Source organism: Streptomyces sp. CA-135486 (genome assembly GCF_050936555.1).
Lineage (GTDB): Bacteria > Actinomycetota > Actinomycetes > Streptomycetales > Streptomycetaceae > Streptomyces.
Genome location: NZ_JBNJMM010000002.1, coordinates 2,228,150 through 2,240,729 on the forward strand (window position 1 = coordinate 2,228,150; position 12,580 = coordinate 2,240,729).

9 protein-coding genes are annotated in these 12,580 nt (G+C 68.9%); 6 read left to right on the plus strand and 3 right to left on the minus strand.

Annotated features, from left to right (window positions below; translation table 11 throughout):
• The first annotated feature begins 42 nt into the window (after positions 1 to 42).
• From ACQEVG_RS29495 to ACQEVG_RS29515, 5 genes are all read left to right on the plus strand, one after another.
• Positions 43 to 1,155, plus strand: a complete 1,113-nt coding sequence (locus tag ACQEVG_RS29495) for a sugar ABC transporter substrate-binding protein (RefSeq protein ID WP_432989342.1) — start codon at positions 43 to 45, stop codon at positions 1,153 to 1,155.
• Between the two features lie 208 nt (positions 1,156 to 1,363).
• Positions 1,364 to 2,152: an ATP-binding cassette domain-containing protein gene (locus ACQEVG_RS29500; protein ID WP_432989344.1), complete on the plus strand. Its 789-nt coding sequence runs from the start codon at positions 1,364 to 1,366 to the stop codon at positions 2,150 to 2,152.
• Positions 2,149 to 3,438 carry a sugar ABC transporter permease gene (locus ACQEVG_RS29505; protein ID WP_432989346.1) on the plus strand — a complete coding sequence of 430 codons (1,290 nt, stop codon included), beginning with the start codon at positions 2,149 to 2,151 and terminating at the stop codon, positions 3,436 to 3,438. The genes ACQEVG_RS29500 and ACQEVG_RS29505 overlap by 4 nt, the downstream gene beginning before the upstream one ends.
• A 170-nt stretch (positions 3,439 to 3,608) precedes the next feature.
• Positions 3,609 to 5,522 carry a 1-deoxy-D-xylulose-5-phosphate synthase gene (gene dxs, locus ACQEVG_RS29510; protein ID WP_432989348.1) on the plus strand — a complete coding sequence of 638 codons (1,914 nt, stop codon included), beginning with the start codon at positions 3,609 to 3,611 and terminating at the stop codon, positions 5,520 to 5,522.
• A gap of 178 nt (positions 5,523 to 5,700) precedes the next feature.
• On the plus strand, positions 5,701 to 7,218 hold the full coding sequence (locus tag ACQEVG_RS29515; RefSeq protein ID WP_432989350.1) for an amino acid permease: 1,518 nt from the start codon (positions 5,701 to 5,703) through the stop codon (positions 7,216 to 7,218).
• Positions 7,219 to 7,335: 117 nt separating this feature from the next.
• On the opposite strand, the gene ACQEVG_RS29520 is transcribed toward ACQEVG_RS29515, so the two are convergent.
• Entirely contained in the window at positions 7,336 to 7,737 is a 402-nt protein-coding gene (locus ACQEVG_RS29520) for an NTP pyrophosphohydrolase (RefSeq protein ID WP_432989352.1), read from the minus strand.
• A 113-nt stretch (positions 7,738 to 7,850) separates the two neighbouring features.
• Here ACQEVG_RS29520 and ACQEVG_RS29525 point away from each other — a divergent pair, with 113 nt between their 5' ends.
• Positions 7,851 to 9,002 (plus strand): hypothetical protein, encoded by a 1,152-nt coding sequence (locus tag ACQEVG_RS29525; protein ID WP_432989354.1) that lies wholly within the window; start codon positions 7,851 to 7,853, stop codon positions 9,000 to 9,002.
• A 94-nt stretch (positions 9,003 to 9,096) separates the two neighbouring features.
• Here the strand turns inward: ACQEVG_RS29525 and ACQEVG_RS29530 are convergent, their stop codons facing one another.
• Together ACQEVG_RS29530 and ACQEVG_RS29535 are read right to left on the minus strand one after the other, a co-directional pair.
• Entirely contained in the window at positions 9,097 to 11,223 is a 2,127-nt protein-coding gene (locus ACQEVG_RS29530; protein WP_432989356.1) for a 3-hydroxyacyl-CoA dehydrogenase NAD-binding domain-containing protein, read from the minus strand.
• A gap of 73 nt (positions 11,224 to 11,296) precedes the next feature.
• Positions 11,297 to 12,517 (minus strand): thiolase family protein, encoded by a 1,221-nt coding sequence (locus tag ACQEVG_RS29535; RefSeq protein WP_432989358.1) that lies wholly within the window; start codon positions 12,515 to 12,517, stop codon positions 11,297 to 11,299.
• Positions 12,518 to 12,580: the final 63 nt, after the last annotated feature.

Genomic DNA, 12,580 nt, shown 5'->3' on the forward strand with positions numbered 1-12,580 from the left:
CCTCGGCCGCAGCGACGCGGCCTCGTCAGGGAGGTTTCGAAGATGAACACGCGTATGCGTCGTGCCGCCGTAGCTGTAGCCGCCACCACGATGGCTGTGTCCCTCGCCGCCTGTGGCAGCGCCAAGGAGTCGGGCGACAAGACCAAGGAGAGCGGCGCGGCCAAGGGCGACAACATCAAGATCGGTCTGCTCCTGCCCGAGAACCAGACCGCGCGCTACGAGAAGTTCGACAAGCCGCTCATCGAGAAGAAGATCAGCGAGCTGACCAACGGCAAGGCAACGGTCGTCTACGCCAACGCCAAGCAGGACGCCACCCTGCAGACGCAGCAGATCGACACGATGATCACCAACAAGGTGGACGCCCTCATCGTCGACTCGGTCGACTCCAAGGCCATCGCCGGCGGCATCAAGAAGGCCAAGGACGAGGGCATACCCGTCGTCGCCTTCGACCGTCTCGCCGAGGGCCCGATCGACGCCTACACCTCGTTCGACAACGAAGAGGTCGGCCACGTCCAGGGCAAGGCGCTCCTGACGGCCCTGGGCGCCAAGGCCAAGGCCGGCCAGATCGTGATGATGAACGGCGCGATCACCGACCCGAACGCCGCCCTGTTCAAGAAGGGCGCGCTTGCCGAGCTCAACGGCAAGGTGAACATCGGCAAGTCGTACGACACCAAGGAGTGGAAGCCGGAGAACGCCAACGCCAACATGGAGGCCGCGATCTCGGCCCTCGGCAAGGACAAGATCATCGGTGTCTACTCCGCCAACGACGGCATGGCGGGCGGCATCATCACCGCCCTGAAGGCCGCCGGTGTCTCCCCGCTCCCGCCGGTCACCGGTCAGGACGCCGAGCTCGCCGGTGTGCAGCGCATCGTCGCGGGTGAGCAGTACATGAGCGTCTACAAGCCGTACGCTCCTGAGGCCGCCGCAGCCGCTGAGATGGCCGTTCTGCTCGCCAAGGGCGAGAAGCTCGACTCCGTCGCCCAGGCGGACGTCGACAGCCCCACCACCAAGAAGATCCCTTCGGTGCTGGTCCCGGTCGTCTCGCTGACCAAGGACAACATCAAGGACACGGTCGTCAAGGACGGCGTCTACACCGTCGCCGAGATCTGCACCCCGAAGTACAAGGCCGCCTGCGACGCGATCGGCCTGAAGTAGGTTCCCCCGACCCGGAGGGACTTACCGCCCTCGGGGTCGCACGGGACTTAAGCACCCTGGAAGCCTGTCCGGCGTCCCGCCCCCTTCCAGCCCCCGCTATCGAGGCGGGACGCCGGACAGAAACGCTTCTCCACAACTGTTCGCTTCTGCTCAGCCTCCGCGCCCGTTCCCCCGGCGCGGGATCCCCGCCGGTCAGGCGGCGAAGGAGATGGTTCACGTGTTCGCTACGCCCGTGCTGGCGTTGCGCGGGGTCTCCAAGCGATTCGGTGCCGTTCAGGCGCTCACCGACGTAGAGCTTGAGGTCCACTCCGGTGAAGTGGTCGCCCTGGTGGGCGACAACGGCGCCGGAAAGTCCACGCTGGTCAAGACGATCGCCGGCGTGCATCCCATCGATGAGGGCGTCATCGAGTGGGACGGAGACGCCGTCCAGATCAACAGGCCGCACGACGCCCAGAACCTGGGTATCGCGACCGTCTACCAGGACCTCGCGCTCTGCGACAACATCGACGTCGTCGGCAACCTCTACCTCGGCCGGGAGATCCGCAAGCGCGGCATCCTCAACGAGGTGGAGATGGAGCGCCGCGCCCGGGAGCTCCTCAACACGCTGTCGATCCGCATCCCCAGCGTCCGCATTCCGATCGCCTCGCTCTCCGGCGGTCAGCGTCAGACCGTGGCCATCGCGCGTTCCATGCTCGGTGAGCCCAAGCTCGTCATCCTCGACGAGCCCACCGCCGCCCTCGGCGTCGAGCAGACCGCCCAGGTCCTCGACCTCGTCGAGCGGCTGCGCGAGCGTGGCCACGCCGTGATTCTGATCAGCCACAACATGGCGGACGTCAAGGCCGTCGCGGACAAGGTCGCCGTGCTGCGCCTCGGCCGCAACAACGGTGTCTTCGACGTCAAGTCCACCTCGCAGGAAGAGATCATCTCCGCCATCACCGGCGCCACGGACAACGCCGTGACCCGTCGTGCGGCGCGCACCACGGAGGTTCAGAAGTGAACACCGAAAAGACCTCCACCCCCACCGACGCGCCCGTCGTGAACCCGGAGGCCGCGCACGACGCGGTCACGGCGGTCGACCCCCGGCTGCTCGTTCGCGAGCAGGGCCTGAAGGGCTACGTCTCGGAGTTCAGGCGCAAGCTGCACGCCGGTGACCTGGGCTCGATCCCCGTGGTCATCGGCCTGGTCATCATCTGCATCATCTTCCAGAGCCTGAACTCCAACTTCCTCTCGGCGCAGAACCTCAGCAACATCGCCGTGACGATGGTCGCCACCGGCATGATGGCCGTCGGCATCATCTTCGTGCTGCTGCTCGGCGAGATCGACCTGTCGGTCGGCTCGGTCAGCGGTGTCTCCGGCGCGATCGTCGCGGTGCTGAGCGTCACCCACGGGATGAACGAGTGGCTCGCGGTGGTCGTCGCGATCGTGAGCGGCGCGGCCATCGGCGCGCTCCACGGCTTCTTCTTCGCCAAGATCGGCGCACCCGCGTTCGCCGTCACCCTGGCCGGTCTGCTCTTCTGGCTGGGCTTCATGCTTCAGCTGCTCGGCGAGAACGGCACCATCAACCTGGACGGCGACGGCGTGGTCGGCAAGCTGACCACGTACTACTTCATGGACGTGGCGGCCGCCTACGGCCTTGCCGCGGTCGCGGTCGCGGTCTTCTTCCTGTCGTCCTATTTCGACAACCGTCGCCGTGCGCAGGCCGGCATCCCGTCCCGGCCGCTGATCGACACCGTCTTCCGCACGGTGGTGCTCGCCGTGATCGCGTTCGCCGCGGCGGCCATGTTCAACCAGTACAAGGGCCTGCCGCTGGCGCTCGTCCTGTTCCTGGCGGTGCTGGTCCTCACGGACTTCGTGCTCCGCCGCACCACGTACGGCCGCATGATCTTCGCGCTCGGTGGCAGCGTCGAGGCCTCCCGGCGTGCGGGTATCAACGTCACGGCCGTCCGTATCTCGGTCTTCGCGATCGCGGGCACCTTCGCCGCCATCGGCGGTCTGTTCTGGGCCTCGAAGATCGCGGCGGCCAACCAGAGCGCCGGCGCCGGCGACCTGCTGATGAACGTCATCGCGGCGGCCGTCATCGGCGGTACCAGCCTCTTCGGCGGACGCGGCCGGACCTGGAACGCGCTGCTCGGTGTCATGGTGATCGTCTCGATCCAGTACGGGCTCGCGCTGGAGGGCATTGCCACGCCGATCCAGTACATGATCACCGGTGGCGTGCTGCTGGCGACCGTGGTGATCGACTCCATCACCCGCAAGACCCAGAAGACCGCGGGCCGCGCCTGACCGCGGCCCCGCAGGAGTGCCCGGCACCGTTCGCGGTGTCGGGCACCTCTGTGTTTCACCCGATGGCGTGATCGTGATGTAGATCGCACCGCCCGCCGACCGGCGTAGCAGGCGGAACATTAGACTCGGCAAACCGGCAAGCTGGACCGCACAACTGCAAGGAGGCACGGGTGGCGTTGCTGACCCGCATCACGGGACCGCGCGATCTGGACCGGCTCGGCCCGGAGCAGCTGGAACGGCTGGCAGCCGAGATCCGGACCTTCCTCGTCGACGCGGTCTCCAAGACCGGCGGCCACCTCGGTCCCAACCTCGGTGTGGTCGAGCTGACCATCGCCCTGCACCGTGTCTTCGACTCGCCGAAGGACAAGGTTCTTTTCGACACCGGGCACCAGAGCTACGTCCACAAGCTGCTCACCGGCCGCCAGGACTTCTCCAGGCTCAAGATGAAGGGCGGCCTCTCCGGCTACCCCGCACGTGCCGAGTCCGAGCACGACATCATCGAGAACTCCCATGCGTCCACCGTCCTCGGCTGGGCCGACGGCCTCGCCAAGGCCAACGAGGTGCTGAAGAAGGACGACCACGTCGTCGCCGTCATCGGCGACGGTGCGCTCACCGGCGGCATGGCCTGGGAGGCGCTGAACAACATCGCGGCCGCCAAGGACCGCCCGCTGGTGATCGTCGTCAATGACAACGAGCGCTCGTACGCCCCGACGATCGGCGGCCTCGCCAACCACCTCGCCACGCTGCGTACCACGGACGGCTACGAGCGTTTCCTGGCCCGCGGCAAGGACATCCTGGAGCGCACCCCCGTCGTCGGGAAGCCGCTGTACGAGACGCTGCACGGCGCCAAGAAGGGTCTGAAGGACTTCATCGCCCCGCAGGGCATGTTCGAGGACCTCGGCCTGAAGTACGTGGGCCCCATCGACGGCCACGACATCGAGGCCCTGGAGTCCGCCCTGGCCCGTGCCAAGCGCTTCGGCGGCCCCGTCATCGTCCACTGCCTCACCGAGAAGGGCCGTGGCTACCAGCCCGCCCTCCAGGACGAGGCGGACCGCTTCCACGCCGTCGGCAAGATCCACCCCGACACCGGCCTGCCGATCGCCAGCTCCGGCCTCGACTGGACCTCGGTCTTCGGGGAGGAGATGGTCGAGCTCGGCAAGGAGCGCAAGGACATCGTCGCGATCACCGCCGCGATGCTGCAGCCGGTCGGTCTCGACAGGTTCGCCAAGGCCTTCCCGGACCGCGTCTACGACGTCGGCATCGCCGAGCAGCACGGCGCGGTCTCCGCCGCCGGCCTCGCCACCGGCGGACTGCACCCCGTCTTCGCCGTGTACGCCACCTTCCTCAACCGCGCCTTCGACCAGGTGCTGATGGATGTGGCCCTGCACCAGTGCGGCGTCACCTTCGTACTGGACCGCGCGGGCGTCACCGGCACCGACGGCGCCTCGCACAACGGCATGTGGGACATGTCGATCCTGCAGGTCGTCCCCGGGCTGCGGATCGCCGCCCCGCGCGATGCCGACCAGGTCCGCTCCCAGCTGCGCGAGGCTGTCGAGGTGGACGACGCACCCACCGTGGTGCGCTTCTCCAAGGGCGCGGTCGGACCGGCCGTGACGGCCCTGGGCAGGGTCGGCGGCATGGATGTCCTGCGCAACGCGGACACCGACCGGCCCGACGTCCTGCTCGTCTCCGTCGGCGCGCTCGCCCCGATGTGCCTGGAGATCGCCGACCTGCTCGATGCCCAGGGCATCTCGACCACCGTCGTCGACCCGCGCTGGGTCAAGCCGGTCGACGAGGCGCTCGCGCCACTCGCCGAGCAGCACCGCGTCGTGGTCACCGTCGAGGACAACAGCCGTGTCGGCGGCGTCGGTTCCGCGATCTCCCAGGCCCTGCGCGACGCCGGCGTCGACGTACCGCTGCGCGATTTCGGCATCCCGCCGCGCTTCCTCGACCACGCCTCCCGCACGGAGGTCATGGCGGAGATCGGCCTCACCGCCCCGGACATCGCCCGGCAGGTCACCGGCCTGGTCTCCAAGCTGGACGGGCGGTACGAGAACGAGGCCGTGGAGCCCGCGCGCGACTGACCCCTGGCGTCCGATGGGCCGGTTCGGGAGTCCCGGGGGTTGTCTCCCCACGGGCAGCACACCACCCTGTATGGGTGGTCCGACCGGCCCATTCGCGTGAAATCCACCCGTACGGCGCCCTGTCGGACCGTCAGTTTCTCAATCATGGCGTTCACGACGAGTGCGTGGAGGTACGCCGGTGAGTACGCAGCAGGACACGGGACCAGCCGGAGACGGCCTTTTCCGGACCAAGACGGTCGAGCAGTCGATCCGCGATACCGAGGAACCGGAGCACGCGCTCAAGAAATCCCTCTCCGCGCTGGACCTGACGGTCTTCGGGGTCGGGGTCATCATCGGCACCGGAATCTTCGTCCTCACGGGCAAGGTGGCCAAGGAGACGGCAGGTCCCGCCACTTCCCTCGCCTTTGTCGCCGCGGGCATCGCCTGCGGCCTCGCGGCGCTCTGCTACGCGGAGTTCGCCTCCACCGTCCCGGTGGCCGGATCGGCGTACACCTTCTCGTACGCCTCGCTCGGCGAACTGGTCGCCTGGATCATCGGCTGGGACCTGGTCCTGGAGTTCGCCCTCGGCACGGCCGTGGTGGCAGTCGGCTGGTCCGGCTATGTCCGCTCGCTGATGGACAACGTCGACTGGCACATGCCCGAAGCCCTCTCCGGGCCCGATGTGGCGACCGGCTTCGGCTTCGACATCCTGGCCTTCGCGCTGGTCATCGTCCTCACGGTCATCCTGGTGCTCGGTATGAAGCTGTCCGCCCGGGTCACGGCGGTCGTGGTCGCGATCAAGCTCACCGTGGTCATGATCGTGATCATCGCGGGTCTCTTCTTCATCAACGCCGACAACTACTCGCCCTTCATCCCCAAGGCCCAGCCACAGCCTTCCGGTTCGGGCTGGGACGCCCCGCTGGTCCAGCTGATGTTCGGCTACGAGCCCACCAACTTCGGCGTCATGGGTATCTTCACCGCCGCCTCCGTCGTGTTCTTCGCCTTCATCGGCTTCGACGTGGTGGCCACCGCCGCCGAGGAGACCAGGCTCCCGCAGCGGGACATGCCGCGCGGCATCCTCGGCTCACTCCTCATCTGCACCGTGCTGTACGTCGCGGTCTCGATCGTCGTCACCGGCATGGAGCACTACAGCAAGCTGTCCGTGAGTGCCCCGCTCGCCGATGCCTTCAAGGCCGTCGGGCACCCCTTCTACGCCGGCATCATCAGCTTCGGCGCCGCCGTCGGACTCACCACGGTCTGCATGATCCTGCTGCTCGGCCAGACGCGGGTGTTCTTCGCGATGAGCCGGGACGGGCTGCTGCCCCGGTTCTTCTCCGTCACGCACCCACGCTTCCGCACGCCGTACCGGCCGACCATCCTGCTCGGCGTGATCATCGCCATCATCGCGGGCTTCACCAGCATCAACGAGCTCGCGACGCTGGTGAACATCGGCACGCTCTTCGCCTTTGTCGTCGTCGCCCTCGGCGTGCTGGTCCTGCGCCGCACCCGGCCCGATCTGCACCGTGCCTTCCGCACCCCGTGGGTGCCGCTTGTGCCGATCCTCTCGGTGGCCGCCTCGGTGTGGCTGATGCTCAATCTGCCGGCCGAGACATGGTTCCGGTTCGCCGTCTGGATGGTGCTGGGCTTCCTGGTGTACTTCCTGTACGGCCGCAAGAACAGCCGTCTCGGCAAAGTGGGCCCCGGGGCCACGTACTGAGGGGGCGTCCGGCTTCTGGACCGTTCCGCCCGGCCCCGTGCGTCTCTCTGCGACGAGGTGTACGGGGCCGGAGACTGCGCCCTGCCGCGCGACCGGCCGACGTGGGGACAGCTCTCTCTAGGTCCGTTCGTCCCGCGGCGCCGCGGAGGACGCCGGCACGCTCCGCGGCCCCACGCACTCGGCGCCGTACGCCTCCGCCCGCCGTCTCAGCTCCCTGTCGGCGGTGACCACCACACACGGCCGGCCCGGCTCGCGGGCTGCCACGAGCTCCACGATCCGCTCGTCGCCGCTGCCCGGCGCGGACTCGACCCGTACGCCCGGCACACTCTCGAGGCCTCGGGCGGCCCCCTCCGTGACAAGGACGATCTCGACGGGAGCGGGGTGCCCGGGGATCCCGGAAGCCTCGATTCCGGCCAGCCGGTCCCGCAGCCGCTCGGCGGCCCCGCGGCGGTCGCGCCACCACCCGTCGGGGACCGAACCGATCACATTCGCCGCATCGACGATCACCAGTGTTCGCATCAGAAATCCCCAAAAATTCCCTGCCCGGCTGGGTGTTATTGTCGCAGGACTTCATGGAGCGTTGTACTCGGCCGCTCAGTGCGGTTCTCATCAGGAAAGGTGGCCGGTGAGCCATGGCGTTGGGGCCTGCGCGAAGATCCAGGCGAGAGGCGGGCCGGACTCGCGAGGTTTCCATCCCACCGCGGAACCATGTCCCCGTCAGCGCCGCGGAGGACGGCAGTCCGACAGCCACCGGCTGGCTGCTGCTCGGCAAGGACGGCCGGCTCACGGCGTACGCACCCACCCGGGGCGGTGTGCTGCGCTGGACCGAGACCGGGCCGGCCGGTGCCCAGTGGTCGGGACCCGAGCTGGTCGCCACGGCTGACGGCCTGCTGCCGTACCTCTCGCTCGCCCAGGGCGCGGACGGCTATGTGCACCTCTTCGGTGTGCTGCAGACCCCGGCCGGCGGTGGCCAGGTCCGTACGGACGTCGTCCACGCGATCCAGTACCAGTCGGGCCGTCCGGTCAAGGAGTGGCATCCGCTGGGCACCCCCTATCCGAATGACCTGGGGCTCGCCGGGCAGATAGGCCGTCCGGCGGCGGTCGTGGACGGCGTGGGCAATGTCCATGTCTTCGTACGCAACGCCGGCGGCGGGGTGTGCGGGCGCAGCCAGACCTCCACCGGCTCGTGGAATCCCTGGGCCGACCTCAAGGGCAGCGGAGCCCACGGCCGACTTGCCGCCGGCGCGGCCGCCGGGGGCCGCGCCGAGATCCTCGCGCCCGCCCGCGACGGCATCATGCGCTGGGTGCAGGACGGCGACAAGCCCCTGTTCACCAGGGACGCCGACATCCCCGCGCAGGTCCAGGACGGCTCGGTGTCCGCCGTACCGACCGGCGAGGGCCGGCTCACTTTCTTCTGGCGCGACGACAAGTCCGCCGAGGTGCACGCCTGGCGCCAGGACAATGTGCCCGAGCCACTGGGCGGTGGCACGGGGTCAGGGCCGGTCGCGCTGCTTCGGGCCTCCGTGGACGGTCACGACTGCACGCTCATGGCCCACCGGGACGCCGACGGGCGGCCCGCCCTGGCCGCCTACCCGACCGAGACCGAGTCCGCGGGCGCGGTCTGGACCGGCACAGGTGAGGCGTGCGTGGGCGCTCCGGCGCTCGCCGTCGATGCCGACGGGCGCGTGGTGCTGGCCGCGTTCGCCCCTGACGGCAGTCTGCGGATCACCCGGCAGAAGACGAACGAGCCGGGTCTGGCCATGGAGGCGTGGACCGAGCACTGAGCCGACCAGGGCACTGAGCCGGACCAGGTACTGAGCACACAGCAGGCGGCCCCGGCACCGATATCGGTGCCGGGGCCGCCCGCTGCTTGACGCGTTACGCCGGGACGCTCGCGACGCCCGGCGCCAGGAACGGCTTGCCGTTCACCCGCTGGGAGACACCCTCACGGTCGAGGTACGGCGTGATGCCGCCCAGGTGGAAGGGCCAGCCGGCACCCGTGATCAGGCAGAGGTCGATGTCCTGGGGCTCGGCCACGACACCCTCCTCCAGCATCAGACCGATCTCCTGCGCCACCGCGTTGAGCACGCGCTCGCGGGTCTCCTCCTCGGTCAGGACGACATCGCCCTGCTTGAGGAGGGCGGCGACCTCCGGGTCCAGCTCCGGCTTGCCGGAGTCGTAGACGTAGAAGCCGCGCTTGCCCGCCTTGACGACCGCGGCCAGGTTCTCGGAGACCGTGAAACGGTCCGGGAAGGCCCGGTTGAGGGTCTCGGAGACGTGCAGTCCGATCGCCGGACCCACCAGCTCCAGCAGAACCAGCGGCGACATCGGCAGACCCAGCGGCTCGACGGCCTTCTCGGCGACCTCGACGGGGGTGCCCTCGTCGATGACGTTCTGGATCTCGCCCATGAAGCGGGTCAGGACGCGGTTGACCACGAAGGCCGGGGCGTCCTTGACCAGTACGGCGGTCTTCTTCAGCTTCTTCGCGACACCGAAGGCGGTGGCGAGCGACGCGTCGTCCGTCTTCTCACCGCGGACGATCTCCAGCAGCGGGAGGACCGCGACCGGGTTGAAGAAGTGGAAGCCGACCACGCGCTCCGGGTGGTTCAGCTTCGACGCCATCTCGGTGATCGACAGCGAGGAGGTGTTGGTGGCGAGGATCGCGTGCGCCGGGGCGACCGCCTCGACCTCCGCGAACACCTGCTGCTTGACGCCGATCTCCTCGAAGACGGCCTCGATGATGAAGTCGGCGTCGGAGAAGCCCTCGGCCTTGTCCAGCACACCGGAGACCAGGGCCTTGAGGCGGTTGGCCTTGTCCTGGTTGATCCGGCCCTTGCCGAGCAGCTTCTCGATCTCGGCGTGGACGTAGCCCACACCCTTGTCGACGCGCTCCTGGTCGATGTCGGTCAGCACGACCGGCACCTCGAGGCGGCGCAGGAAGAGCAGCGCCAGCTGCGAGGCCATCAGACCAGCGCCGACGACGCCGACCTTGGTGACCGGGCGGGCGAGCGACTTGTCCGGCGCACCGGCCGGGCGCTTGCCGCGCTTCTGCACCAGGTTGAAGGCGTAGATGCCGCTGCGCAGCTCGCCGCCCATGATCAGGTCCGCGAGGGCCGCGTCCTCGGCGTCGAAGCCCGCCTGCAGGTCGCCGTTCTTCGCGGCGGCGATGATGTCCAGCGCACGGTAGGCGGCCGGGGCCGCCCCGTGCACCTTGGAGTCGGCGATGAAGCGGCCGCGCGCGACGGCCTGGTCCCAGGCCTCGCCACGGTCGACGGCCGGACGCTCGACCGCGATCTCGCCCTTGAGGAGGGACGCCGTCCAGATCAGCGACTGCTCCAGGAAGTCCGCGCCCTCGAAGATCGCGTCGGCGATGCCGAGCTCGAAGACCTGCGCACCCTTCAGCTGCCTGTTCTGGTTGAGCGAGTTCTCGATGATCACCGAGACCGCGCGGTCCGCGCCGATCAGGTTCGGCAGGATCGCGCAGCCGCCCCAGCCGGGGACGAGGCCGAGGAAGACCTCGGGCAGCGAGAAGGCCGGGATCGCCTTCGAGACGGTGCGGTACGAGCAGTGCAGACCGACCTCGACACCGCCGCCCATCGCCGCGCCGTTGTAGTACGCGAACGTGGGGACCGCGAGGGCGGACAGTCGCTTGAAGACGTCGTGGCCGCCCTTGCCGATGGCGAGTGCGTCCTCGCGCCGCTTGAGCAGCTCGACGCCCTTGAGGTCGGCGCCGACGGCGAAGATGAACGGCTTGCCGGTGATGCCGACGCCGACGATCGTGCCCTCGGACGCTTCCTTCTCGACCTGGTCGATGGCGGCGTTCAGGTTCGCCAGCGACTGGGGGCCGAAGGTGGTCGGCTTGGTGTGGTCCAGGCCGTTGTCCAGTGTGATGAGCGCGAACGTGCCCGCGCCCGCGGGGAGGTCGAGGTGGCGTACGTGCGCCTGCGTGACGACCTCGTCCGGGAACAGCTCGGCCGCGCCCTTCAGGAGTTCAGCGGTGCTCATGCCGCTCCCTCGCTTCGCTCGGTCGAGCATTCGCACGTGCTGCACCTTCCCATTGTTCGCTCGCTGCGCTCGCTCACTTGTTGCCTCCGTCGAAGTGCGGGTTCTCCCAGATGACCGTCGCGCCCATGCCGAAGCCGACGCACATGGTGGTGAGGCCGTAGCGGACCTCCGGCTGCTCCTCGAACTGCCGCGCCAGCTGCGTCATCAGACGTACACCGGAGGAGGCGAGGGGGTGGCCGAACGCGATGGCGCCGCCGTACTGGTTGACGCGCGCGTCGTCGTCCGCGATGCCGTAGTGGTCCAGGAACGCCAGGACCTGGACGGCGAACGCCTCGTTGACCTCGAAGAGGTTGATGTCCTCGATCGACAGGCCCGCCTTGGCGAGGGCCTTCTCGGTCGCGGGGATCGGGCCGTAGCCCATCACCTCGGGCTCGACGCCCGCGAAGGCGTACGAGACCAGGCGCATCTTGACCGGCAGGTTGTTCTCGCGCGCGAAGTCCTCGGAGGCGATGATCGACGCGGTGGCACCGTCGTTGAGACCGGCGGCGTTACCGGCGGTGACGCGGCCGTGCACACGGAACGGCGTCTTCAGACCGGCCAGGCTCTCCAGGGTCGTGCCCGGGCGCATCGGCTCGTCGGCGGTGACCAGGCCCCAGCCGGTCTCGCCGGCCTCGGGGTTGGTCCGGCGTACGGAGATCGGCACCAGGTCCTGCTGGATCTTGCCGTTGGCGTACGCCTTGGCGGCCTTCTCCTGCGAGCGCACGGCATACTCGTCGGCGCGCTGCTTGGTGATGTGCGGGTAGCGGTCGTGCAGGTTCTCCGCGGTCATGCCCATGAAGAGGGCGGACTCGTCGACGAGCTTCTCCGACACGAAGCGGGGGTTCGGGTCGACGCCCTCGCCCATGGGGTGGCGGCCCATGTGCTCGACGCCACCGGCGATGGCGACGTCGTACGCGCCGAAGGCCACGCTGCCCGCCACCGCGGTCACGGCGGTCAGGGCGCCGGCACACATACGGTCGATGGAGTAGCCCGGCACCGACTGCGGCAGACCCGCGAGGATGCCCGCGGTCCGGCCGATGGTCAGACCCTGGTCACCGATCTGCGTGGTCGCGGCGATGGCGACCTCGTCGATCTGCTGGGGGTCGAGGTCCGGGTTGCGCCGCAGCAGCTCCCGGATCGCCTTCACGACGAGATCGTCGGCACGGGTCTCGTGGTAAATGCCCTTCGGGCCCGCCTTGCCGAACGGGGTGCGGACGCCGTCGACGAAGACGACGTCCCTGACGGTACGAGGCACGATGGCTCTCCTCCAGGGTGCGGGGTGGCACTGCTGCGGGCGCGCGGCTAAGCGCGCGCTTCC